At 69.1% G+C, this 24,807-nt stretch carries 22 protein-coding genes; 17 read left to right on the top strand and 5 right to left on the bottom strand.

The features are described 5' to 3' along the window. Window positions 1-7 precede the first annotated feature (7 nt). The gene (locus tag ACQHGV_RS04060) at window positions 8-1,804 is read left to right on the top strand and encodes an ABC transporter ATP-binding protein/permease (RefSeq protein ID WP_440979530.1); all 1,797 of its coding nucleotides are present in this window, start codon (window positions 8-10) and stop codon (window positions 1,802-1,804) included. A gap of 7 nt (window positions 1,805-1,811) precedes the next feature. Here ACQHGV_RS04060 and ACQHGV_RS04065 read toward each other — a convergent pair whose 3' ends face one another. Both ACQHGV_RS04065 and ACQHGV_RS04070 read right to left on the bottom strand, forming a co-directional pair. Next, window positions 1,812-2,492: an anti-sigma factor family protein gene (locus ACQHGV_RS04065; RefSeq protein WP_440979531.1), complete on the bottom strand. Its 681-nt coding sequence runs from the start codon at window positions 2,490-2,492 to the stop codon at window positions 1,812-1,814. Further along, window positions 2,489-2,977 (bottom strand): sigma-70 family RNA polymerase sigma factor, encoded by a 489-nt coding sequence (locus ACQHGV_RS04070; protein ID WP_183951174.1) that lies wholly within the window; start codon window positions 2,975-2,977, stop codon window positions 2,489-2,491. Before ACQHGV_RS04070 ends, ACQHGV_RS04065 begins: the two co-directional genes overlap by 4 nt. An 89-nt stretch (window positions 2,978-3,066) precedes the next feature. On the opposite strand from ACQHGV_RS04070, the gene ACQHGV_RS04075 reads away from it, so the two are divergent. The 4 genes from ACQHGV_RS04075 (at window position 3,067) to ACQHGV_RS04090 (ending at window position 8,410) form a co-directional block, all read left to right on the top strand. Continuing rightward, window positions 3,067-4,224, top strand: coding sequence for a S8 family serine peptidase (locus ACQHGV_RS04075; RefSeq protein ID WP_440979532.1), 1,158 nt, complete (start codon window positions 3,067-3,069; stop codon window positions 4,222-4,224). Between the two features lie 271 nt (window positions 4,225-4,495). Further along, window positions 4,496-5,266, top strand: a complete 771-nt coding sequence (locus ACQHGV_RS04080) for a PRC-barrel domain-containing protein (RefSeq protein WP_440979533.1) — start codon at window positions 4,496-4,498, stop codon at window positions 5,264-5,266. A gap of 145 nt (window positions 5,267-5,411) precedes the next feature. Further along, a complete protein-coding gene (locus tag ACQHGV_RS04085; RefSeq protein ID WP_440979534.1) occupies window positions 5,412-7,310 on the top strand; it encodes an AI-2E family transporter in 1,899 nt (632 codons plus the stop codon). Further along, window positions 7,307-8,410: a YihY/virulence factor BrkB family protein gene (locus ACQHGV_RS04090; protein ID WP_440979535.1), complete on the top strand. Its 1,104-nt coding sequence runs from the start codon at window positions 7,307-7,309 to the stop codon at window positions 8,408-8,410. Before ACQHGV_RS04085 ends, ACQHGV_RS04090 begins: the two co-directional genes overlap by 4 nt. A gap of 7 nt (window positions 8,411-8,417) precedes the next feature. On the opposite strand, the gene ACQHGV_RS04095 is transcribed toward ACQHGV_RS04090, so the two are convergent. Then, a complete protein-coding gene (locus tag ACQHGV_RS04095; protein WP_440979536.1) occupies window positions 8,418-9,218 on the bottom strand; it encodes a phosphate/phosphite/phosphonate ABC transporter substrate-binding protein in 801 nt (266 codons plus the stop codon). Beyond that, window positions 9,215-10,144 (bottom strand): fatty acid desaturase, encoded by a 930-nt coding sequence (locus ACQHGV_RS04100; RefSeq protein WP_440979537.1) that lies wholly within the window; start codon window positions 10,142-10,144, stop codon window positions 9,215-9,217. Before ACQHGV_RS04100 ends, ACQHGV_RS04095 begins: the two co-directional genes overlap by 4 nt. A gap of 334 nt (window positions 10,145-10,478) precedes the next feature. Here ACQHGV_RS04100 and ACQHGV_RS04105 point away from each other — a divergent pair, with 334 nt between their 5' ends. From ACQHGV_RS04105 to ACQHGV_RS04120, 4 genes are all read left to right on the top strand, one after another. Beyond that, window positions 10,479-10,871 carry a cupin domain-containing protein gene (locus ACQHGV_RS04105; RefSeq protein ID WP_440979538.1) on the top strand — a complete coding sequence of 131 codons (393 nt, stop codon included), beginning with the start codon at window positions 10,479-10,481 and terminating at the stop codon, window positions 10,869-10,871. A 136-nt stretch (window positions 10,872-11,007) separates the two neighbouring features. After that, window positions 11,008-13,431, top strand: a complete 2,424-nt coding sequence (locus ACQHGV_RS04110) for a TonB-dependent receptor (protein WP_440979539.1) — start codon at window positions 11,008-11,010, stop codon at window positions 13,429-13,431. 23 nt (window positions 13,432-13,454) lie between these two features. Next, window positions 13,455-14,579: a hypothetical protein gene (locus ACQHGV_RS04115; protein ID WP_440979540.1), complete on the top strand. Its 1,125-nt coding sequence runs from the start codon at window positions 13,455-13,457 to the stop codon at window positions 14,577-14,579. Beyond that, a complete protein-coding gene (locus ACQHGV_RS04120; protein WP_440979541.1) occupies window positions 14,576-15,703 on the top strand; it encodes an alpha/beta hydrolase in 1,128 nt (375 codons plus the stop codon). Before ACQHGV_RS04115 ends, ACQHGV_RS04120 begins: the two co-directional genes overlap by 4 nt. Here ACQHGV_RS04120 and ACQHGV_RS04125 read toward each other — a convergent pair whose 3' ends face one another. Further along, on the bottom strand, window positions 15,704-16,630 hold the full coding sequence (locus tag ACQHGV_RS04125) for a LysR family transcriptional regulator (protein WP_440979542.1): 927 nt from the start codon (window positions 16,628-16,630) through the stop codon (window positions 15,704-15,706). A gap of 228 nt (window positions 16,631-16,858) precedes the next feature. Here ACQHGV_RS04125 and ACQHGV_RS04130 point away from each other — a divergent pair, with 228 nt between their 5' ends. From ACQHGV_RS04130 to ACQHGV_RS04165, 8 genes are all read left to right on the top strand, one after another. After that, entirely contained in the window at window positions 16,859-18,178 is a 1,320-nt protein-coding gene (locus ACQHGV_RS04130) for a cation:dicarboxylate symporter family transporter (RefSeq protein ID WP_440979543.1), read from the top strand. Then, entirely contained in the window at window positions 18,175-18,735 is a 561-nt protein-coding gene (locus ACQHGV_RS04135; RefSeq protein ID WP_440979544.1) for a carboxymuconolactone decarboxylase family protein, read from the top strand. The genes ACQHGV_RS04130 and ACQHGV_RS04135 overlap by 4 nt, the downstream gene beginning before the upstream one ends. 28 nt (window positions 18,736-18,763) lie before the next feature. Beyond that, window positions 18,764-19,582 (top strand): SDR family NAD(P)-dependent oxidoreductase, encoded by an 819-nt coding sequence (locus ACQHGV_RS04140; protein ID WP_183951045.1) that lies wholly within the window; start codon window positions 18,764-18,766, stop codon window positions 19,580-19,582. Between the two features lie 4 nt (window positions 19,583-19,586). Beyond that, entirely contained in the window at window positions 19,587-20,522 is a 936-nt protein-coding gene (locus ACQHGV_RS04145; protein WP_440979545.1) for an amidohydrolase family protein, read from the top strand. After that, complete coding sequence (locus ACQHGV_RS04150) at window positions 20,522-21,493, top strand: SMP-30/gluconolactonase/LRE family protein (protein WP_440979546.1); 972 nt, start codon at window positions 20,522-20,524, stop codon at window positions 21,491-21,493. Before ACQHGV_RS04145 ends, ACQHGV_RS04150 begins: the two co-directional genes overlap by 1 nt. Continuing rightward, window positions 21,490-22,281, top strand: coding sequence for a substrate-binding domain-containing protein (locus ACQHGV_RS04155; RefSeq protein ID WP_206362482.1), 792 nt, complete (start codon window positions 21,490-21,492; stop codon window positions 22,279-22,281). The genes ACQHGV_RS04150 and ACQHGV_RS04155 overlap by 4 nt, the downstream gene beginning before the upstream one ends. Before the next feature lie 22 nt (window positions 22,282-22,303). Further along, window positions 22,304-23,200 (top strand): alpha/beta fold hydrolase, encoded by an 897-nt coding sequence (locus tag ACQHGV_RS04160; protein WP_440979547.1) that lies wholly within the window; start codon window positions 22,304-22,306, stop codon window positions 23,198-23,200. Window positions 23,201-23,282: 82 nt separating this feature from the next. Further along, entirely contained in the window at window positions 23,283-24,785 is a 1,503-nt protein-coding gene (locus tag ACQHGV_RS04165) for an OprO/OprP family phosphate-selective porin (RefSeq protein WP_440979548.1), read from the top strand. The last annotated feature ends 22 nt before the right edge of the window (window positions 24,786-24,807 follow it).

Below are 24,807 nucleotides of genomic sequence, written 5' to 3' on the forward strand. Positions count from 1 at the left end.
TAAGCCTATGATGCCGCAACCCAGCCAGAGCGGGGAGGTCCGTCGCGAGACGGGCCTTGTCCCACCCCAGTCCAGCCAGGCGCGATGGCGCGACGCCTGGCGGCTGGCCAGCGGCTATTGGACGTCGCCGGACTGGAAGTTCGCGTGGTTCGCGCTGATCACGCTGTTCTTCTTCCAGTTCGGCACGGCCTTCATCCTGCTGCGCACCAATCACTGGCAGCGGCAGTTCTTCGACGTCATCGAACAGCGCAACGCGGGCCAGCTCGTGCCGCTGATGATCGTCTTCCTCGGGATCATGGCGATGCAGGTCGTCATGATCCTGACCGAGAATCTGATCGACGGGCTGCTGTCGATCCGCTGGCGCACCTATCTGACGCGCGACTATCTCGACCGCTGGATGCGCCGCAACCGCTATGCCGAGATCGAGCGGCTGCGCATCATCGACAATCCCGACCAGCGCATTGCCGAGGATCTGAACAACATCACCTCGGCGGTGGGCACGACGGTCGGCGCGCTGCATATCGTCATGCGGTTGATCGGATCGCTGGTCGCCGCCGTCACCTTTGCCATGATCCTGCTGGATACCGCGCCGCCGATTCGTTTCTCGCTGGGCGGCACCGCGATTTCGATCCCCGGCAGCATGGTGTGGTACGCCGCCGCCTATGCGCTGGTGGGCTCCTACCTGACCGCCAAGATCGGTCAGCCCTTTATCCGCGCGATGATGCGTCAGCAGCACCGCGAGGCGGATTTCCGCTCCGGCCTGATCCATGTCCGCCGCAATGCCGCGCAGATCGGCCTGGCGGGCGCGGTCGCGACCGAGCGGCAGGCGCTGGAACAATCGTTCGACGCCGTGCGGCTGAACTTCCGCTCGGTCCTCTACGGATCGCTGGGCATCACGGCGGCGGGCAGCGTCTATGACAGGATGGGCACCGTCCTGCCGCTGTTCATCATGGTGCCGACCTATTTCGCCGGCGGCATGAGCTTCGGTCAGCTGATGGCGGGGCGCGACGCCTTTGGCCAGCTGGGCATGCAGCTCGGCTATTTCGTCAAAAGCTATCAGCTGATCGGTCAGCAGGTCAGCTATTTCAACCGTATCAAGGGGCTGGACGACGCGATCGACGATGCGCGGCCGGCGGGCATCGCGGTGGGCGTGGGCACACCGCCGGGCGTCGTCCTGATGGCCGAGGGGCTGGCGCTGCATCGTCCGAATGGCGCGGCATTGGTCGAGGTCGGGGACTGGTGGGTCGGCGTGGGCGAGCGCTGGGCGCTGTGCGGGCCTTCGGGGGCGGGCAAGTCGACGTTGATCCGCGCGCTCGCCGGACTGTGGCCGGATGGTCGCGGACGGGTGGCGATGGCGCAGGACAGCCGCGCGATGGTCGTGCCGCAGCGCCTCTATCTGCCGCTCGGCACGCTGAAGGCCGCCATCTGTTTCCCCGACCGGCCCGAGGCGCATGACGATGCCAGCATCGCCGCGCTGCTCGAGCAGGTGCGGCTGGGCCATCTGGCGGACGACATCCACGGCGTGCGGCTGTGGCAGGAGGAATTGTCACCCGGCGAGCAGCAGCGGATCGCGCTGGCCCGCATCCTGCTCCAGCGGCCGACGCTGCTGGTCCTCGACGAGGCGACGAGCGCGCTGGATGGCGACAATGCGCGTCACTTCTACGAATGTCTGGGCGCGGCGTTGCCGCAGACGACGATCATCAGCGTGATCCATGACGACGCTCTGCTGCGCTATCACGACCACCGGCTGATCTTCGCCGACGGCCGCGTCAGGTCGGAGGCCATCGATACGGCCACGACCTGACCGGGCGTCAGCGCCAGCCCCGCGCCGCCGCGTCCCGCTCGGCCGCCGTGTCGAACGGCTCGCCCGCCATCAGGTCCTGCGCGTCGGTCATCAGCGCGGCGGTCGGTGAGGCGGCCTGGCGATAGGCGCCATTCTCGGTCACGCCGGTCATGGTGCGCCGCAGGGCCCAGGCCTGACCGTCGCGACACGCGATGCCGCTGGTCCGGGTCGCGGTGAAGACACGGCACAGCGCGCCGTCCTGCGCGCGGAAGCTCGCCAGCATCCGCACGCCATCACGCGCGCCGTCGCTGCCCAATTGCGTGTCGAGCGCACGGGCGAGCGCACCGCCCGCGACCAGCCCCGACGCGCCGGTCGCGACCGGTCCCGCGGGCATCAGGCCGCGCCCGAGCACCAGCCCGACCACCAGGCTCGCCGCCACCGCTCCCGCCCAGGCGGCGGAGAAGCGGCGGCGCGGGCGGCCGGGGAAGGCGACGACGTTGGACGTCAGGGGGGCGGCGATCCGCGCCGGGATCGGCTCGTCCGCGATGGGCGCGAACGCATTGCTCAGCTGCATCCGCAGCGCGCGGTGCGCCTCCACCTCCGCCGCGATCGCGGGGTCGGCGGCCATCGCCTTTTCCACCCGCCGCGCGGTCAGCGGATCGCACTCGCCATCGGCATAGGCCATCAGCGTTTCCGGATCGATGCTCATGCCGCTTTCCCCAGTCTTTCCATCAACGCGGCCCGTCCGCGTACCAGCCGCGAGGTGAGCGTGCCCATCGGTATGTCGAGCACCGCCGCCGCTTCCTTATAGGCCAGCCCCTCGACCAGCACGAGCGCGACCGCCTCGCGCTGTTCGTCGGGCAGGGTCGCCATCGCCCGACCCACCCGGTCGAGTTCGGCGCGCGCCTCCATCGCGCGGTCGCCATCGTCGCCGATCGCGGCCCCCGCTTCCTCCGCGACGAAGGTCTGCGCGGCGCGGGTGCGGGCGCGGCTCGTGTCGATCCAGGCGTTGCGCATGATCCGGTACATCCAACTGTCCATCCGCGTTCCGGCGGCGAAGCTGGCCCGGGCCACGAGCGCGCGCTCGACCGCGACCTGGGTCAGGTCGTCGGCGTCCGCCGCATCATGGGTCAGGGAACGCGCGAACCGTCGCAGACGCGGCAGCAAGGCGGTCAGGTCGCTTTCGAAACTCAGCTTCGCTTCCTTTTCCAATGGGGATGAAACGGATGCCAACGCACGTTTCATCCGTGACAGCGCGCTAATCCATGTCAAGAAGGTCCGTGATGATCCGATTTCCGCCCCTATTGGCCCTGATGATCGCCGCCCCCGCCGGCGCGCAGCTCCTGCCCTCGTTGCCGGCCCCTGTCGCCGGCTTGCCCGATCGCATCCGGGGTGCGGTCGACCGCGTCGTCGAGACCCCGCAGCGCCTGGTCGAGGCCGCGCGGCTCGACCGGGTCCTGCGGCTGGTGCGCGACAGCGGCGGCCGGGTGGTGCGCGACGATCTGGGCAATGCGGCGCGCGCGGGCGAGGTGGTGCTGACCGACCCCAGCGATGCGGAGATCGCCGCGCTGGAGCGCGAAGGTTTCCGCACCATCGAGCGCACCAGCATCGAGGAACTGGGCGTCGGCTATGCACGCATGGCGGTGCCCCAGGGCGTGCGGCTGGACCGCGCGCTGGCGCGGGCGCGGCGTCAGGCGGCGGATGCCGCCGCCGACGTGATCCATTTCGAAAGCGGCGGCATGGCGGGCGGCGTGGCAATGGCCATGCAGATGCCGCCCGCGCCCGCCGGCACGACCATCGGCATCATCGATGGCGGCGTCGGCGATGCGGGCGTGCGCCAGATGGGGTTCGCCAGCGGTGCGCCGCGTGCCAGCGATCATGGCAGCGCGGTGGCCTGGCTGGTCAGGCGGGGTGCGCCGGGCGCGCGCGTGCTGGCCGCCGATGTCTATGGCCAGGACCCGGCCGGTGGCGGCGCGGTGGCGATCGCCCGCGCGATCGGCTGGCTGGCGAAGGAGCGGGTCGCGACCGTCTCGATCAGTCTGGTCGGCCCGCCCAATCCGCTGCTGGCGCGCGTCGTCGCGGCGGCGCAGGGGAAGGGGATGACGATCGTCGCCGCCGTCGGCAATGACGGCCCGACCGCGCCGCCGGCCTATCCCGCCTCCTATCCCGGCGTCATCGCCGTCACCGGGGTCGATGCGCGCGACCGGGTGTTGATCGAAGCGGGGCGCGCCAGCCATCTCGACTATGCCGCCCCGGGCGCCGGTTTCGCCGCACCGGATGCGGCCGGGCGGATGAAGACCGTGCGCGGCACCTCCTTCGCCGCACCAATGGTCGCCGCGCGCCTCGCCGCCGCCGGCCGCGCGACCGTCGACCGGGAGGCCCGCAAGGGGCGCGGCTATGGCCGGGGACTGGTGTGTGCAGACTGCGTGACCCGGCGCTAGGCCGGAACGGCATTCGATCATGCCCTTCTTTTCCCTCGCCCCTGGGAGAGGGGAGAGGGTTGCGCAGACTTGGTCTTTGCGAAAGCCAAGGCTTAGTCGGAGCTGGGTGATGGGTTGAGCGAGCCCGTTGGCAAGCTCCGCTAACCCTCTCCCCTTTCCAGGGGAGTGGCAACAGGAATGTCGATTGGCCCTGGAGGAAAAAATTTACGTGCGCCGGGATTAAGCGTCGGGCGGCATCCGTTCTCCGGACAGACCAACAAGGAGATACGCGATGACACGCACTCTGTTCACCACCGCCGCCCTTGCCCTCGCGATCGCCGCGACTCCGGCTTCCGCACAGCTGCTCGGTGGCAGCGGCGGTCTGGGCGGATCGCTGGGCGGCAGCCTGGGCGGTGCCGCGGGTGGAACGCTCGGCCGGTCGGGCGCCGGCGAACTGCGCGCCGACCGGCAGATCGACACCCGCAGCGGCCGGGTCCGCGCGGGCGGCAGCGCCGCCGGCGAGGGTGGCACGGTGCTCGATGGCCGGTCGCCCGCCGGGAGCGGCCGGACCGAGACGCGCGGTTCGGGCAGCGCCTCGGGCGCGGTCGATGCGCAGCTGATCGGCACCGATGCGGTGCGCTCGACCGCGCGGGGTGTCGCGGGCGAGGCGCGCGGGCTGGCCGGCCGTGGCCGCGAGGCGATCGGCGGCGTGCGCAATGCGGTCGGCGGTGCGGCGGGCGGCGTTGCCGGCTCGGGCAATGGTGCCGCCAATGGCAATGTCGGCGCGGGCAACGGCATGTTGGCGCTGGCCGGCAGCGCGGCGGCGGAAGGCGCGGGCAGCTTCGATGTGCGGCCCGGCATGAACGTCGTCGATGCCCGGGGCCGCGCGATCGGCACGGTCCGGTCGCTGCGCAGCGAGGCCGATGGCCGCGTCCGCGACGTGCTGGTGCAGGTGGGCGACCGCGTCGCCACGCTGCCGGCCGCCAACTTTTCGGGCGAGGGCAATGTCCTCGTCTCCGCCAAGGGCCGCAGCGCGGTGCAGCGCAACGCGACCGGCCAGTAACCGCCGACATCCCGCCGCCGACCGGCGGCGGATGCAGCGACAGGGCGCGCATGGGGTTGGCGAAAGCCCCGTGCGCGCCATTTGCGTTTACCGACGTGGACCAAAGTCGGTCAGTGCGAGTTAGCGCTTTCCGAAGGGAAAGCAGATGGATGATCGATCGGCGCAGGGCGCATCCGGGGCCAGCGTGGCCGCCGCCAAGGTGCCGAGCCGGGACGGGCTGCTGGGGCTGGCGGTCGCGGTCGTCGTGGTGGCGGGGCTGTTCCTCGCCAAGGATGTGCTGATCCCGATCACGCTGGCGGTCCTGTTATCGTTCGTCCTGTCGCCGATCGTCCTGCTGCTGCGGCGATTGAAGTTCCCTAAGGGGCTGGCGGTCTTCGTCGCGGTGCTGAGCGCGCTGGGTGCACTCGGCGGGATCGGGACGCTGGTCGGGGTGCAGGCGGCGTCGCTGACCGACGAGGCGCCGCGCTATGCCACCAGTATCCAGGCGAAGATGGAGGGGGCGACCGGCTTCCTGACCAAATCGCTGCCTTTCCTGGGGCATGCCACGACCGCGCCGCCGGTCATCGCCGACCCCAATGTCGTGCGCGGGACCCGGACCCATCCGCTGAACGTCCGCGTGATCGAAAAGCAGATGCCCGTCCTGCAGCAGGTGGGCGGCTATCTCGAACCCGTGGTCGCGCCGTTCGAGACCTTCGTCATCGTCCTGGTCGTCGCAATCTTCATCCTGATGCAGAAGGAGGATCTGCGCGACCGGCTGATCCGGTTGTTCGGCTCGTCCGACCTGCATCGCACGACGGCGGCGATGGATGATGCCGGCCGCCGGCTGAGCCGTTATTTCCTGTCGCAACTGGCGGTGAATGCCAGTTTCGGCCTGACCGTGGGCATCGGCCTGTGGCTGATCGGGCTGCCGGTGCCGGCGCTATGGGGCATATTGGCCGGCGTGCTTCGCTTCGTGCCCTATATCGGCGCGCTGCTGGGGGCGGCCTTGCCATTGGTGGTCGCGGCCGGGATCGATCCGGGCTGGTCGACGATGCTGATGGTCGCCGCGCTGTTCATCATCCTCGAGCCGATCATCGGCTATGTGATCGAGCCCTTGCTCTATGGCCATTCGACCGGCCTGTCGCCGCTGTCGGTGGTGCTGGCGGCGGTGTTCTGGACGTGGATCTGGGGCCCGGTCGGGCTGGTCCTGTCGATGCCGTTGACCCTGTTGCTGGTCGTGCTGGGGCGGCACATCCCCAGCCTGGAATTCCTCGACGTGCTGCTCGGCGACCGCCCGGCGCTGACCCCGGTCGAAAGCTTCTATCAGCGCATGCTGGCCGAGGACCCCGACGAGGCGCTGGAACAGGCGGAGAGCCAGCTCGCCGACCGCTCGCTGACCGCCTATTATGACGAGGTGGCGCTCGCGGCGTTGAAGCTGGCGGCGGCGGATGTCGAGCGTGGGGCGATCACCCGTGACCGGGCCGGGCGGGTGGTCGACTCGATGCTGGTGCTGGTCAGCGAGTTGGAGCATCAGGACGACACCGCCAATGACCAGGAAACGCGCGGCGGCATGCTGAAGCCGTTGCCCGATAACGGCGCGCGGTTCGACGAGACCGCCCCTGTCTCGCTGCCGGCCGCACCGGCCGCGTGGCAGGCCGGGGGCAGCATCTTGTGCATCGCCGGGCGCGGCGTGCTCGACGATGCGGTCACCGCCATGTTGCAGCAATTGCTGGCGAAACGCGGCTTCGGCGTGAACCGCGTGCCGCATGAGGCGGGATCGCGCGCCAATATCGACCGGCTCGACGCATCGGGCGCGCGGATGGTGTGCATCTCCTATCTCGAGATCGGCGGATCGCCGTCGCATCTGCGCTATCTGGTCCGGCGCATCCGCTCGCGTGTCGGCGATGTGCCGATCCTGGTCGGGCTATGGCCCGAGGGTGAGGCGGCGCTGACCGATCGCGAGATCCAGCATACTTTGGGCGCGGACGTCTATGTCGGCACCCTGGGCGCGGCGGTCGAGGCCTGTCTCGACCATGCCGGTGCCGAGCGGGAGGCGGCGGCATGACCGGCGCCGATCACCGCGCCGGCACCGGTGCCCACTCGCCGCTGCAAGTCCCTGCGCAGGGCTGGTTCGCGATCCTGAAGCGCACCTGGGCCGAGGTCGGCGACGACAATATCGGGATCATCGCGGCGGGCATCGCCTTTTACGTCTTCGCCGCGATCGTTCCCACGCTGGGCGCGGTCGTGCTGAGCTATGGCCTGTTCGCCGATGCCGATACGGTCCGGCGCAATGTCGAGGCGGTCTTCGCCTCGCTGCCCCGCGATGCCGCGTCGATCATCAGCGACCAGTTGCTGACGGTGGTCGAAAGCTCGAAGGACAAGCAGGGGCTGGGCCTGGTCATCGCGCTGGTACTGGCTTGGTACGGCGCGACCAAGGGATCGTCGGCGATCGTCACCGGCCTGAACGTCGCCTATGATACGGAGGACAGCCGGGGCTTCGTCCGACTGAACCTGTTGCAGTTCGGAATCGTCGCGGGCGGCGTCGCACTGATCTTCGTCGCGATCGGCAGCACGATGCTGCTGGCGTTCCTGGGCGGGCTGATCCCCGATGCGCCCGCCATCATCCTGGTGGCGATCCGGATCGGCGGCTATCTGGTGCTGGCGTTGCTCGTCATCACGGCGGCGGCGGTGCTGTTCCGGTTCGGGCCGGATCACCGCCATGCGCGCTGGGTCTGGCTGTCGCCGGGATCGATCGGTGCGACCTTGCTCTGGTTGGCGGGGACGGCAGGGTTCGGCTTCTACGTCTCCAATTTCGGCAATTACGGCGCGACCTATGGCTCGCTAAGCGCGGTGATCGTTACGCTGACCTGGCTGTGGCTGACCGCCTATGTGTTCCTGCTCGGCGCGGAATTGAATGCCGAGCTGGAGCGGCAGGTCGAGGGGGAGGGGCCGTTGGCGGACAGCGAGACCGCCCCGAAGGACGCCGAGCCGTTGCCGCCATCCTCGGCGTTACCGGAACGGGTGGGCACGGCCCTCAGCTGGGTCGGGAACGGGACGGTCGCGACCTTGGGATTTGCCCTGCTGCGGCGCGGGCGGCCCGTGGGTGCCGCAGCGATCGCGATCGCCGCGCTGGCCGCGTGGCGGGCGAGGCCGAACGATCGATAGGGGCCGCCTATCTCAGCGCGGGATAACCGTGCGCGGCGGCCTTGCGGGCCAGCCCGACCAGCGCGGTGTAGCGATGCCCGCCGGCGGGCACGATGTCCGACAGGAACACCGCCGCCCGCGCCGGGGCCAGTGCCGGATCGTGGACCAGTTCGACCAGCGCCGAACGTAGCGCCGCGACCACCGCCATCGGCGTTTTGCGGGCGGTGACGAAGGGCAGGGTCGGCGAGGCACGGGTCAGCGCGATCGTCCGCAATCCCGCCAGCGCCGCCGGCTCATAGCGTTCGAGTGCGGCATGCGTCACCGCATCGATGGCGGCGATGTCGGCGGTTCCGGCCTGGACCGCCAGCGCGCTTTGCCGGTGCGAGCCGGTAGTGATCACCGCGCTGAAAAACGGCGCGGCGTCGGCGACATCGGCGAGGGCGTCGCGGAATAGATTGGCGCCGGTGTTCGACAGGGGCGCATTGATCGCGGCGATCCGTCCGCGAAATTCGGTCAGGGTGCGTGCGCGGTCGTCGGCACGGACGACGATCCGGCTGACGTGGCGGCCCGGCGTACAGTCCGGCACGTTATAATGCGGCACCGCCACGACCAGCAGGTCGAGGCGGTCATCGGCCACCAGCGGATAGCCGCAGCATTGTGCCAGCAGCAGATCGGGCGCGCGCCATATCGTCTCCACCGGCTGGTCGTGTTCGAGTGTCGGCGGCGCGTCGATGCCTCGGTCGCGCAGCCGCGTGGCCAGTGCCGACCAGAGCGCGTCATTGGCCCAGCGCTGCGCCGGATGGTCGTACATGCCCAGCGAGGCGATCACCGCGCCGCCTCCGCATCCGGATGGACCAACACGTCGTGACGGCGCCAGGCATAGCGGCGCAGGATCGCCCCATAGCTGCGGTGCATCGCCCCCGCCTGCGCCGCCAGTCGCGCGCGGTGACGCCGCTGATGCGCGGGCAGGCGATACCAGGCGAGGTCGGGCCGGTCGTGATGCGCGGTGTGGAGATGGTTGTTGAGATAGAGCAGGCCGAGCAGCCCACCGCGTTCCACGGTCGCGGCGCGACTGGGGCCGGGGATGTCGGCCCGGTGCTCGGCGAAGGAGCGCAGCAGCGTCAGCGACAGGGCCGGATAGACGACCAGCAGCAGATAGCGGCCCGTCCCGAACCCCGTGACGTGCAGCCAGGCGATGATCGCCGCCACCCCGATCAGATGCGGTGCCCAGTCGCGCCATACCGCACGCGGCCGGGTCCGCAGCCGCCTGGCCTCGTCGACCGCCAGCGACAGGATGGCCAGGGCGGGGCCGAAGACGAGCCGCCCGAGCAGCGTCGCCTGGAGCGCGGCCATCCGGCGCGGCCAGCCCCGCCCGGCGACATAGCGCGATTCCGGGTCATGGTCGGGATGGGTGATATGCGGGCTGCGATGATGCGCGACATGGCTGTCGCGATACACGCCATAGGGCAGCCACAAGGCCAGCGGCACCGCACCGATCGCGGCGTTGATCCGCGCCGATGCGGTGGGATGGCCGTGGATCGTCTCATGCTGAAGCGAGCCATGCCATGCGACCAACCATGCCCCGAGGATGACGACGACCGGCGTCGGCAAAACGGCATGAAAGGCCGTCAGCGCCACCCATCCGCCATAGATGACCAGCGCAAGCGCCAGCGTCGGCCATTCGAGGGACCGCCGTGGCTGAGCATCGGGTCCCGGCGACCATGCGGATAGGGCGGCATTGGGCTTGCGTGTCATCCTGCACCTCCAGCCCTATTATCCATCAAATTGATGGGAATTGAATAGAGCAATTCTCGGCATGCCGGAAGCACGGCTTTTGCCGGTGGGATGCCCATGGTCGTCAGGCGGAGCCGGGCGATGAGCTCGCATGCCTCGCGGCCGCCATGCCGGATGGGCATGGCAAGCCATAAAATCTTAGTTTTTGATATATTTTTCGGCTGTATGGCTGCGTGGGTCGCAAGGAACGGCGAACCGACGGATCGATCCGCAAAGCGGACGATCAGGGGTTCGGAACAACCGTCGGCGACCGCGCAGGAGGGGTGTGGATATGGGCGTGACACGGTTTCGACGCATGGCCGTCAAGGTCGCCATGCCCTGCGTGCTGGTCACCGCCATGGCGGGCCTGTCGGCCCAAGACCTCCCCCGCGAAAAGACCGGCGTCTCCAATGTCGAGACGGCGAAGGTCGAACTGCCCGCCGGTTTCGATATGGCGAAAGCGCGCAACCTGCGGATGCGCAAGGTCACGATCCTGCCCGGTGGCGGGCTGCCGATGCATGCGCATGGCGATCGCCCCTCGGTGTCCTATGTGCTGAGCGGTGTCCTGACCGAATATGTCGCGGGTGACGCGACGCCGCGCGTGATCAAGGCGGGCGGGTCCAACGCCAGCTTCACGCAGGACCATGCGCTGGCCAATCGCGGCAAGGTCCCGGTCGTGTTCCTCGAAGTCGATCTGATCACACCATAACCGCATCGCGGTGCCGGGTCAGGCCGCAACGACGGCCACCCGACGCCCGCCATGCGACCAAGGCATACCAATCATAAGACGCCGCCCCAAGGCGGCACATCCATCAGGGTGGCATCAATTCAGGAGGGGATTGGAGATGAACTACCGTATTTCCACGGCGGTGTTGGCGTTGGCGATGACCATGCCGGGCGTGGCGCACGCGCAGGCGCAGAGCGTACCCGCCGACACGCAGCAGGAGGCCGCACCCGCCCCGGCCGAGGATTCGCTCGCCACCACCGGTGACATCGTCGTCACCGCGCAGAAGCGCGCCGAGCGTCTTCAGGACGTGCCGCTCGCCGTCACCGCGATTACCGGCGACGCGCTGGAAAGCCGCCAGATCAACGACACCCAGAGCCTGGTGCAGGCGGTGCCGTCGCTGACCTTCCAGCAGGGGACGAACCCGTCCAACACCAGTTTCCGCGTCCGTGGCATCGGCACCCAGCTGTTCAGCCAGGGTGTCGAGGCGGCGGTCGCCGTGGTCGTCGACGGCGTGGTCGCGGCGCGCCAGGCGCAGGGCTTTGCCGATTTCGCCGATCTGGAACGGATCGAGGTGCTGCGTGGGCCGCAGGGCACGCTGTTCGGGCGCAACGCGACCGCCGGCGTGCTCAACATCACCACGGCGCGCCCGTCCTCGACCTTCGAGGCGCGCGGCGACGTGACCATCGCCGAGCAGAACGAGTATCGCGCCAAGGGCACGGTGTCCGGCCCGCTGACCGATACGCTGCGCGCGCGACTGACCGGCTTTTACAACAATGTCGGCGGCATCACGTACAATTACGCCACCGACCGGATGGTCAACGGATCGGAAAGCTGGGGCGTTCGCGGCAAGCTGGACTGGGATGCGACGTCGAACCTGAACTTCCTGCTGTCGGTCGATCACCGCGATACCAAGGCGGATTGCTGCGCCCAGGTGCTGATCAGCGCGGTCAATCCGGTCATCGCGCAGCTGACCGCGCCCGTCGTCGCCTCGCGCCGCAACCGTGCGATCAACGACGAGACGCTGACCTATGGCAATTCGCGCCAGACCACGGCCTCGCTGCAGGCCGACTGGGACCTGGGGCCGGCGACCGTGACCTCGATCACCGCCTATCAGGACTATCATCTCGACGCGAACCAGTCGGTCGATCGCATCCCGTCGCTGCCCGTGCGGTTCGTCAGCCCGACCTTCGCCTATGCGCACTGGCCGCTCGGCGGCGGTTCGGTGCAGCTCGGCAACATCACGCAGGAATTGCGTATCGCCTCGAACGGCGGCGGCGACCTGAGCTATGTCGCGGGTGTCTTCTATTCCGACCTGAACATCGACCGCGACTTCACCCGGCGTCGTGCGACCTGTTCGGCCGGGGTGATTGGCCAGCCCTGTGCGACGGCGCCGGTCTATCAGTCGGCGCGCAGCGACGCGCATCTCGACGGCGAGAGCATCGCCGCCTTCGGTCAGGTCGATTACCGGATCGTCGGCGGGCTGAAGGCGCTGGGCGGCCTGCGCATCCAGCGCGAGACGGTCGGCGTGCGCGGCACGCGCGTGTCGCCGGTCGCGAGCGGTGAGACGATCTTCCCCGGCAGCGGCCCCGTCTCGGGCAGCCGTCGCACCCGCGACACCGCGCTGACCGGCAAGGCGGGCCTGCAATATGAGTTCAGCCGCAACGCGCAGCTCTATGGCTCGTACACGCGCGGCTATAAGGGGCCGGGCTTCGATACCGAGATCACCGCCAATTTCGCCACGCAGGACCCGATCCAGCCCGAACATGTCAACGCCTATGAGATCGGGTTCAAGGGCCAGACCGCCGATCGTTCGCTGAGCTTCAGCGCCGCGCTATTCCTGTCGGACTACAGCAATCTTCAGGTGCAGGCGAACCGGTCGGACCCGGCGACGGGCGTGACCCAGTTCGTCACCACCAATGCCGGCTCCTCGCAGACCAAGGGCTTCGAGATCGAGGCGGTGATGCGCCCGACCCGCGCCTTTACCGTCAACGCTTCGCTGACCTATGCCGAGGCGACGGCGGACATCGACGGGCTGAACTGCCCGTTGCAGTTCCAGGGGGCCGCGCCGATCCTAACCGGCAGCTTCCCGGTGAACAGCTGCTATCGCCGGCGGACGGTGGTCGGCGGCACGACCGTCACCTCGGGGCCGTTGCAGGACGTCCGGGGTGGCACGCTGCCCGCCTCGCCACGCTATCGCATCAACATCACCCCGCGTTACGAGGATCAGATTCCGGGCACCTCGCTGACCGGCTTCGTGCAGACTGCGATCAACTTCCAGAGTGCGCAGAACTTCTCGCTGGAGCAGGACCCGCTGCTGGCCCAGCCGTCCTATACGCTGGTCGACCTGGCCTTTGGCGTGCGGACCGAAGACAGCCGCTATTCGCTGACGCTGTTCGTCAAGAACCTGTTCGACACCAACTATCTGACCTCGATCGCGCACAACTCGCTGCTGGCGACGACGGGTACGCCGTTCGATCTCGTCGCCAATTACAACAAGGATGCGGACCGCTATGCGGGGATGACGCTGGGGGTGCGGTTCTGATCGGGACACGCCTTTCGGTCGGGATGAGCGTCGCGGTCCTGCTGGTCGGGATCGCGACGCCGCTCGCCAGCGGAGCCGCCATGCGCCATCGGCCCGTGCTGGCGGACGGCGATGTGCCGGTTCTGCTGCGCGGCGGCTTGCGGTTTCGCGACCTGGATCGCGACGGGCGGCTGTCCCCCTTCGAGGACTGGCGCAAGACGCCCGAGGCGCGGGCGGCCGATCTGGCGACGCACATGACGCTGGCGGAAAAGGCCGGGGTCATGGTGCATGACGCCGCGCCCCTGGCCGCAAACGGGCAGAGCTATGACCCGGCGGCGGCGGGCGCGCTGATCCGCGACGGGCATGTGGTCACGCTGATCAGCCGGCTGGCCGCATCGGGGCGGGTGCTGGCCGAACAGAATAACGCGCTTCAGCGGATCGCGGCGGGCGCGCGGATCGCCATTCCGCTGACGATCAGCACCGATCCGCGCCACCATTTCCAGGTGCTGGACGGCGCCAGCGTCGCGGGCACGGGCTTTTCCAAATGGCCCGAGGCGACCGGCTTCGGCGCGCCCGGCTTTCGCGCCGAGGGCTTGCGGGCGCAATCGCGCGCGCTGGTGGTGTTGAAGGCGGATGGCGTGCGGATCGCACCCGGCACGCGCATCTATCTGGTCGGCGTCGATCCGGCGGTCGCCCGCGCGCAGGGCCTGATCCCCGTCGCCCGGCCCGAGGAGGCAGAGCGCGCGCTGGTGCGCATGACGGCACCCTGGCGCGGCGAGCATACCCAATATTTCTACGGCGCGAAGCAGCATGAGGGCAGCCTCGCCTGGGCGGCGGACGACCCCGCCCTGACGGCGTTCCGGGCGGTGGCGGCGAAGGTGCCGACGACGGCGGTGGTCTATCTCGACCGGCCGGCCATCCTGACCCCCTTGGTTCCGCTGGCGAAAGGGCTGATCGGCGAATTCGGGGCGAGCGATGCCGCATTGCTCGATGCGCTGATGGGGCGGGTACCGCCCGAAGGCCGGTTGCCGTTCGAGCTGCCCTCCTCCGAGGCGGCGGTCGCGGCGCAGGCAGGCGACCTGCCGCATGACAGCCGCGCGCCGCTATTCCCGATCGGCTATGGTTTGACGCTGGCGGGTGCCCCGCTTCGTCCTTCGCAAGGATCATGATGATGCGACGCCTGTCCCTGCTCTTCCTCCCGCTGCTGGTCGCGGCCACCGCGCCGGCGCCTTCGGTCCCACCCCGGCTGGCCGCGCAAGGCAGCTTCTATGTCGGCGGGCGGGACGTCGAACAGAATGGCGTGACGCTGCGCGTCGACAGTATGTATGTCGAATATCGCCTGCCCGCCAAACGCACCCATGCCACGCCGGTCGTGCTGGTCCATGGCAATTACCAGAACGGCACCGCCTTCACCGGCACGCCGGACGGGCGCGAGGGGTGGGCGGACATGCTGCTCCGCCGGGGCTATGCCGTCTATATCGTCGACCAGCCGATGCGCGGCCGCTCGCCCTATCACCCCGCGATCGACGGCCCCGCGACGACCATCCCGCCCGCACAAATGGAGCGGCTGTTCACCGCGCCCGCGCTGACCTCGCCGGTGCCGCAGACGCGCAGGCATACGCAATGGCCGGGCACCGGCCGGGTCGGCGATCCGGTGTTCGAGCAGCTCTATACCTCGCAACAGCCGACCGTGACCGGACCGGGCGAGCGGATCGACGCGGTGGTCCGCGCGGCGCTGGGCGCGCTGCTCAGGAAGATCGGGCCGGCGGTGATCCTGACCCATTCGCGCGCCGGGACCTTCGGGTGGGAGGTGGCGGACGACGCCCCCGATCTGGTGCGCGCGGTGGTCGCGATCGAGCCGAACGGTCCGCCCTTCTACGATCCCACCTCCGCCGACGGCAAGACGCCCGAGAAGATGGCGCGGCGCTGGGGGCCGACCTATGACCGGCTGACCTACACGCCGGCGGTCGATGATCCCGCCGAGCTGCGTATCGCGCGCCAGTCCGTCGCCGAAGCACCCGACCTGTTACCCTGCTGGCTCCAGACGGGGACGCCGCGCCGCCTGTCCCGTCTCGCCCGCACGCCCGTGATGATCGTGGTGGGGGAGGCGTCCTATCACGCGCCGTACGACCATTGCACCGCGCGCTTCCTGGCGCAGGCGGGGGTGCCGGTTCGCTTCGTCCGGCTGGAGGATCAGGGCATCCATGGCAACGGCCATCTGATGATGCTGGAGAAGAATAACGGCAAAATCGCCACGCTGATCGCCGACTGGCTGGACCGGACGGTGCGCTGATCAGTTGCCCAGCCAGTCCGCCGCGTCGCTCCACGCGCCGTGCAGGACGAGCTTGCGCAGTTCCTCGACCATCAGTTCGTTCCAGGTTTGCGCCAAGCGGCTGCTGCGGACATTGTGCAGCGTGGCGATGGCGACGCTCGACCGCAGGCTGGGCCGCTCGATCGGCCGGGCGACCAGCCGCCCCGCCTTCATGAAGTCGCGCACCGCCAGTTGCGCGGTAATCGAATAGCCGACGCCGTCATGGACCAGCTGCCGGGTCAGCGCCGCGCTATCGACCTCCAGCACCACGTTCAGCCGAACGCCGTTCTGCACCGCCGCCTGCTCGATCAGGCGGCGGTTGCTGTGCGGCAGCGCTGGCAGGATCAGCGGGCGGTCGACGATGTCGGCGAAGCGGATCGGCCGCTCCGGCTCGCCCGGCGGTGCGATCAGGACCATCGGCTCGCTGAACAGCGGGCACAGGTCGAACGCCTCCATCAAGGGCTGGTTATAGACGATCGCGACCTCGATCTGCCCGTCGAGCAGCCAGGATTGCAGCGAGGTGCTCAGCCCCTCGCGCGCGTGAAGCTGCGCCAACGGCCAGGTCTCGCGAAAGCGGCGGATCAGGGTCGGGCCGATGATCTGGCCGATCGCCGGGGTCAGCCCGATCGACAGATGCTCGCGCTGATGCGCCTGCTCGTCATGCACATGCGCCACCGTGTCGCCCAGATATTGCAGCATCATCTCGGCGCGTTCCAACAGCCGCCCGCCCGCCGGGGTCAGCGCGACGCCGCGACCATGGCGGACGAGCAGGGGGGTCTTCAGCTCCTCCTCCAGCTTGGCGATCTGGCGGCTGATCGCCGGCTGGGCGATGTGGAGTTCCTGTGCGGCGCGGCTGATGCTGCCCGCATGGACGACCGTGACGAACGAACGCAATTCGCGAATATCCATGCCGGCAAGCTATACCCATGCGGCATGGCTGACCATCAAAAAATGGTTTTTGATATGTGGCCCGGGCCGCCATAGGATGATGGCGTCCAAGGTGATCGGGAAAACCCGCCGCCCGGATCAATACGATAACAGCACCGATGATCGACGGCCCCGCATGGGCCGACCGATGCGCCGGAAGCATGGATGCCGGCATGCCCCCCTGCGGCATGCGACATGGAGAGGTCGAACGTGAGACATCTTAGGAAGCTGCATGTGCAGGTGCTGATCGCGCTGGTCGCGGCGGTCATCCTCGGAATTGCGGCACCCGAATGGGCGGTCGCCTTCCGTCCGCTGGGCCAGGCCTTCATCGCCCTTCTGAAGATGATGCTCGCGCCGATCATCTTCCTGACCCTGGTTCACGGCCTGACCCATGTCTCCGACATGCGCGCGCTCGGCCGGCTGGGCATCAAGTCGCTGGTCTATTTCGAGGTGGTCAGCACGGTCGCGATGGTCGTCGGGCTGGTCATGGTCAATTTGATGCAGCCGGGCGTCGGACTGCACGCGACCAATCTGGTCGAACCCGAAGCCGCCGTCGCGGCGGGCAAGGTGAACGTCACCGACTTCTTCCTGCACATGATCCCGCACACGCTGGTCGATGCCTTCGCCAAGGGCGACATCCTGCAGGTGCTGCTGGTGTCGATCCTGGCGGGCGTGGCGATCAACCGGGTCTGCGGTCCGGACTCGCTGACCGTGCGCGGCATCGGCGAGGCGCAGGCGATCCTGTTCAAGATGCTCGGCTTCCTGATGAAGCTCGCTCCGCTCGGCGCGTTCGGCGCGATGGCGGCGGCGGTGGGCAGCTATGGCGGCGCGACGCTGTTCTATCTGCTGAAGCTGATCGGCGTCTATTATCTCGCCTCGGCCATCTTCGTCTTCGTCGTGCTATGGGGTATCTCCTGGTCGATCGGGCTGCCGTTCCTGCCGGTGCTGCGCCTGATCCGCGACGAGATGCTGCTGGTCTTCGGCACCGCCTCGGGCGAGGTCGCCTTTCCCCGCCTGCTCGAAAAGCTGAAGCGCAGCGGATGCGACGATGTCGTGGTCGGCTTCGTCCTGCCCGCCGGCTACAGCTTCAACCTCGACGGCACCTCCATCTACATGGCGATCGCGATCGGCTTCATCGCCCAGGCGACCGACACGCCCTTCACCCTGTGGCAACAGATCGGTCTGCTCGCGATCCTGGCGCTGACCTCGAAGGGTGGGACGACGGTGGCGGGTGGCGCCTTCATCAAGCTGGCCGCGACGCTGCAATCGGTGCGCTCGCTGCCGCTGGGCGGGCTGGGCCTGCTGTTCGGCATCGACCGGATCATGGCGACCGCCACCGCGCTGACCAACATCGTCGGCAACACGATCGCGGCCTTCTTCATCGCACGCTGGGAGGGCGGGTTCGATCCCGACGCCTTCGAGCGCGAGACCGGCCATCGTCCGGGACGCAGCCTGGTGCGCGGTCCCGCCACGCCGATCGCCACCGATGAGCCGGCCACCCCCGCCGCCACCCTGAAAGGTCACGCATGAACCGCCTGCCCCCCGTCACCCCCGAGACGCTGACCGAGGCGCAGCGCCCCGTGTTCGATGCGATCGCGACCGGCCCGCGCAAGGGCGTCCGTGGCCCGCTCGCCATCTGGCTGCACCGCCCGGAACTGGCACAGGCCGCGCAGGCGCTGGGACAATATTGCCGCTATGACAGCAGCGTGCCCGCCCGCCTGTCGGAACTGGTCATCCTGTCGATGGGGCGGCACTGGCTGGCCGAATATGAATGGGCCGCGCACAAGCCCTTCGCCCTGAAGGCCGGGCTGTCCGAGGCGGTGATCGATGCGATCCGCGACGACCGCGATCCGCCTTTCGAGCGCGAGGACGAGCGGCTGGTTCATCGCTTCGTGCGGACCCTGCATGCCGAGCGCGCGATCCCCGACGATCTCTATCAGGCGCTGGCCGAGACGCTGGGCGAGACCGGGGTCGTCGATCTGGTCGGGATCGCCGGATATTACACGCTGATCTCCATGACCATCAAAGTGTTCGAGGTGCCGCCGCCCGCCGGTGTCGCGCCCGAACTGCCCACCCGCCTCGCCTGAGATGGCGGCCGATCCAGAAGGAATGGACATGTCCGAAGAACTCATCCCCAATGACCGCCTGCGCGGCAAGGTCGCGATCGTCACCGGCGCAGGGTGCGTCGGCCCCGGCTGGGGGAATGGCCGCGCCGTCGCGGTGCTGTTCGCACTGGCGGGGGCGAAGGTCTTCGCCGTCGACCGCGACCTGTCCGCGATGGACGAGACGCTGGCTCGCATCCGCGACCTGGGCGGCGAGGTGACGGCCCATGCCTGCGACGTGACCGACAACCACGCGGTCGAGGCGATGGTCGCGGCCTGCACCGCACAATATGGCCGCGTCGACGTGCTGGTGAACAATGTCGGCGGCAGCGCGGCGGGTGGCGCGGTGGCGCTGTCCGAGGACAAGTGGGACGCGCAGATCGACCTGAACCTTAAAAGCGTGTTCCTGACCTGCAAGCACGCGCTGCCCGAGATGGAGAAGGTCGGCGGCGGCGCGATCGTCAACACCGCCTCTACCTCGGGAATCCGCTTCACGGGGTCGCCGCAGGTCGCCTATGCCGCGACCAAGGCGGCGGTGATCCAGTTGGGCCGCGTCACGGCGGTCGAATATGCGCCGCGCGGCATCCGCGTGAATACGGTGGTGCCGGGTCAGCTCCATACCCCGATGGTCGAGGCGCGGCTGGCCGGGCAGCGGACCGGCGGCAATGTCGATGCGCTGCTCGACAGTCGGTTGAAGCGCATCCCGCTGGGTTTCATGGGCGATGGCCGCGACACCGCCTATGCCGCGCTGTTCCTGGCGAGTGACGAGGCGCGCTTCGTCACCGGAACCGAGATCGTCGTCGATGGCGGCATGACCGCGCGCTGCGACTGATCCGATGCGCAGGTCCACCTCCTTCCTGCCCGACCGCCGCCTGATCGCGGCGGGGCTGGTCACCGGACTGGCCTCGGCCTGCGCGCGCCTTCCTCTGACGAAAGACCTGTCGATGATCGACCGCGCCGTCCCGGTGGGGGCTTGGGACTGCCATACCCATATCTACGGTCCGTGGAGCCGGTTTCCGCTGCCCAAGGACGCCGCCTATACGCCCGAGCCTGCGCCCTTCGCCAATCTGGCGGCGCTGCACGAACGCCTCGGGATCGGGCATGGCGTGCTGGTGCAGGCCGCGCCCTACGGCACCGATCACAGCGCGATCCTGGCGGCGATCGCCGAGAGCGGGGGGCGGTATCGCGGTGTCGGCCTGATCGATGAGGCGACCGACCCGGCGCAGCTGCGCGCGTTGCACGATGGCGGGCTGCGCGGCGCGCGGTTCAACCTGATGGGGCATCTGCCCGGCGCGCGCGATCCCGCGGTGCTGACCCGGCTGGCGGAGCGGGTGCGTCCGCTCGGCTGGCATGTCCTGCTGCACGGCGAGATGTCGGTGCTGCTACCGGTGCTGGACGCGATGGCCGATGTTGCGACGCCGATCGTCATCGACCATATGGCGCGGTCCGACCTGACCCGCCCGGTCGATACCGGTCAGGTCGCCGCCTTGGAGGCACATCTGCGCCGCCCGAACCGCTGGATCAAGCTGTCGGGTGTCGACCGCGCGATGGGCGGGGCGGCGGGGCCGTGGCCGCAGGCGATCGATCATGCCCGCCGTCTGTTTGCGGCCGCCCCCGACCGGGCGATCTGGGGCAGCGACTGGCCGCATCCCAACATCAAGGGGCCGGTGCCCGACGATGCCGCGCTGCTCGGCTTCATCCTCGACGTCTGCGAGACCGAGGCGGCGGCGCGCGCCGTGCTGGTCGACAATCCGCAACGGCTCTACGCCTGATGACGGCAGCCGTCGCCTTTCCCTGGACACCTTCGCTGCGGGTCCCCGATCCGGCGGTGCGGGTGCTCGATCCCCGGTTCGCGTGCTATCGCCTGCCGCATGCCCGGCTGGAGAGGCTGGGCGGCGGGATGCGCTGGGCGGAGGGGCCGGTGTGGTTCGGCGACGGCCGCTATCTGCTGCTGACCGACCTGCCCGAGGATCGCATCCTGCGCTGGGACGAGGCGACGGGCACGCTATCCACGTTCCGCCAGCCCGCCGGCAAGGCCAACGGTCTGACCCGCGACCGGCAGGGGCGGCTGATCGCGTGCGAGCATGGCGGGCGGCGCGTCACTCGGACCGACTATGACGGGCGCATCACGGTGCTGGCTGATCGTCACGACGGACAGCGGCTCAATTCGCCCAATGACGTCGTGGTCGCCGCCGACGATGCGGTCTGGTTCACCGATCCGCCCTTCGGCCTGGCGAGCGACTATATGGGGCGTCGCGGTGCGGCGGCCTTGCCCGCCAATGTCTATCGGCTGGACGCGGGTGGCGAACTGACCTGTGTGGCGGAGGGGCTGGAGGGGCCGAACGGCCTGGCCTTCTCGCCCGATGGCGCGACGCTGTATCTGGTCGAGTCCCGCGCGCAGCCCGCTCGCATCGTCGCCTATGATGTCGGGGCCGATGCCACGCTGTCCAACCGGCGCCTGCTGGTCGATGCGGGGGCGGGGCGGCCCGATGGCCTGCGCATTGATGCGGACGGCAATCTCTGGTGCGGCTGGGGCGGCGGCGAGGGGCTGGACGGCGTGCGGATCTTCGCGGCCGACGGCACTGCCATCGGCCATATCGACCTGCCCGAACGCTGCGCCAATCTGTGCTTCGGCGGCGCGCACGGCAACCGCCTGTTCATGGCGGCGACCGGCTCGCTCTACGCGCTCTACGTCAACACGCGAGGTGCCCCATGGGCATCCGATCCGGGAGAGGATGCATGAATATCGTGAAGGTCATGGCGATGACGGTCGCGGCGGGCGGTTTCGCCCTGCCGGGCGCCGTGGCGGCCGAGGAGATCCATGTGATCGCCACCGGCGCGCTACAGGGCGCGATGAAGACGCTGAAGCCCGCTTATGAGAAGAAGACGGGCAACACGCTGGTCATCGCCTGGGGGCCGTCCTTCGGCACCTCCCCCGAATCCATCCCCGAGCGTATCCGCGCCCGCGAACCGATGGACGTGACGATCGGCACCGAGGAGACGCTGGACGCGGTCGCCAGGTCGGGCGTGTTCGATCCCGCCAGCCGCAAGGCGGTGGCGCTGTCGCAGATCGGCATCGCGGTGCCCAAGGGCCGCCCGCATCCCGACGTCACCACCGTAGCGGCGGTGCGCCAGGCGCTGCTGTCGGCGGGCAAGGTCGCCTATTCGCAAGGGGCGAGCGGCGTCTATATCCGCGCCACTCTGCTGCCCAAGCTGGGCATCGCCGATCAGGTCGCCGCCAAGACCGTCGTGGCCGAGGGCAAGGAACTGGTCGGCACGCTGCTGGCGCGCGGCGAGGCCGATATCGGGATGCAGCAGGTCAGCGAGCTGAAGGTGACGCCGGGCGTCGACTATCTCGGCCCGCTGCCCGCCGAGATCCAGAAGGTCAGCCGCTTTGCCGGCATGGTCGCCAAGGACAGCCGCCATGCGGCGGCCGCGCGCGGCTTCCTGGCCTATCTGGCCAGCAAGGAGGCGCGCCCGCTGATCGAGGCGAGCGGGCTGGAGCCGATCGCCGCGCCCAAGTCGCGCTGACACAGAACAGGACAGGAGAGAGATGATGATGACCCAGATGATGCGGCACCTCGCCGCCCCGATGGTGGTGATGGCCACGGTCGCCGCCCCCGCCGCGCCGGTCATGGCGCAGACCGTCAAGCGCGAGCTGGTCCGTTACGACAATGTCCAGATCGAGGTAATGAGCCAGGGGCGCGGCCCCGTGATCGTCATGCTGCCCTCGCTGGGCCGCTCGGGGCGCGACTATGACAAGGTCGCGGCCAATCTGCAGAAGGACGGCTTCCGCGTGTTGCGCCCCGAACCGCGTGGCATCGGTCGCAGCAAGGGGCCGATGGAGAAGCTGTCTATCCATGACTTCGCGCGCGACATCGCCAAGGTCGTCGAGCATGAAAAGGCCGGGCCGGTGGTCGTCGTCGGCCATGCCTGGGGCAATTTCCCCGCGCGCCAGCTGGCCACCGACCGCCCCGATCTGGTGCGCGGCGTCGTGCTGGCCGCCGCCTCGGCGGGCAAGGTGCCGCCGGGTTCGACCGAAAAGCCGATCAATGCCGAGATGCGCGAGGCGATCGACGGGCCGAGCCACACCGAACTGCCCGAGGAAAAGCGGCTGGAATATCTGCGCAAGGCGTTCTTCGCGCCCGGCAACGATCCGCGCGTCTGGCTGACCGGCTGGCACAAGGAGACGCATGACGCGCAGGGCTATGCCCGCAACAACACGCCGGTCGACGATTATTTCGCCGCCGGCACCGCGCCGATCCTCGACCTTCAAGGCGAGAACGACACGGTTGCGCCGCGCCGCTTCTCGGGCGTGCTGAAAAGCATGCTGGGCGACCGGGTACAGGTCGTCGTGCTGAAGAATGCGGGCCATGCCATGGCCCCCGAACAGCCGCAGGCGATGGCGGACGCGATCGCGACCTTCGCGCGCCGGGTCTACGCCAAGTAACGACAGGGATGGCGGGGCGGCGGCCGTGACCGCGCCCCGCCCACAGGTCGACGGCGCGACGCCGTCACGATGGGAACAGGCCATGCTGGAATTTCTCGTCCGCCGCTCGGCGGTCGGTGTCGGCGCGTGCGCGCTGGCGATGGGCACACAGGCGGCGGCGCAGACATCGGCACCGACCGCCCCGGTCGCCGTCAAGGACGTCGTCGCAAAGGACGATGCCCAGATGCTGATCGAGACGCAGCAGCGGCGGATCGACACGCTGGAGGAGCGGCTGCGCATATTGGAAGCGCGGCTGGCGATCCCTGCCGCGCCCCCGACTCCCGCCCGCACGCCGGACCAGCAGGTGGCGGAGACCAAGGGCCAGGTGAAGCCGCCGCCGATCCTGCTGACCGTACAGCGGACGACCGACTCCGAGGCCGCACCGCCACCCGCCAAACGCAATGGCGAGCAGGCGGCGGTGGTCTTCGTCAACGGCCTGCCGCGCTTCAACTCGGTGGACGGCCATTGGTGGTTCCGCCCGCGCGGCCGTCTGTTCCTCGATGCCTCGACCACCGCCGGGGCCTTTCCGGGGCGCAATATCACCGGCACCGCGCTCGGCTCGGCGCGCCTCGGCATGGAGGGGGCAGTCGGCAATCTGTCCTGGGCGCTGGAGGGCGAATTCTCCGAGAACCAGGTCGTCTGGAAATCCGCCTTCGTCAACATCCGGCACAAGCTGTTCGGGGTGGAGGCGGATGCCGCGATCGGCAACCGGTTCAACGACCGGACGATGGACGGGTCGGTCGGGCTGGGCACGACGCCGTTCACCGATTTCAACACGGTCGCCGCGACGATCATCCCCCGCCGCGGCTTCTGGGGCGTGGGCGTGCAGGAGCGGCTCTATGCGAAGAACTGGCACGCCTCGGTACAGGTGACCGGCGAGGACCCGAACAATATCGGCGATGGCGACGACGGGCTGACCGTCGTGTCGCGCGCGCACTGGGCGCCGACCCTGTCGAAGGGGGTGACCCTGCATCTGGGCGGCTGGGGCTTTCACGAGCGGCTGGGCGACGAAACCGGATCGCTGGTCCGGTCGAGCGCGATCGCGGGCGGGTTCAACACGCTGGTCCGCGCGCGGCCCGGCCCCGTCACCGGGGTGACCAGCGATACCGGCTATGGTGCCGAGCTGGCGCTGATCGCCGGCAAGTTCTGGACCCAGAACGAGTGGGGGCGGCGGGTGCTGCACCGGCCGGGCGGCGATTATACGCACGACGCCTTCGCCCTGTCTGCCGGCTGGTTCGTCTTCGGTTCGACCCCGCCCTACGACGCGCGGCGCGGCACCTGGGCGCGGGCGCGGATCGACCATCCGGTGACCGCCGGCGGCTGGGGCGCGCTGGCGCTGCGCGCCCGCTATCAGGAGGCCGATTATCGCGGCCTGCCGCTCGGCGGGCTGGGCCGCTCCACCACGCTCGGCGGCACCTGGTACATCAACAAGATCACCCGCGTCCTGCTCGATGCGACCGACTGGCACATCGCCAATCCCGGCGGTGCGCCGGGCAGTGTCGACAGCGGGCAGACGCTCAACCTGGGGTTGCAGGTCCAGTTCTGATCGGCCCCTCCACCACCGGGAG

Origin of the sequence: Sphingomonas pseudosanguinis (assembly GCF_052056765.1) — a bacterium.
In the GTDB taxonomy this organism is placed as follows: Bacteria; Pseudomonadota; Alphaproteobacteria; order Sphingomonadales; family Sphingomonadaceae; genus Sphingomonas; species Sphingomonas pseudosanguinis.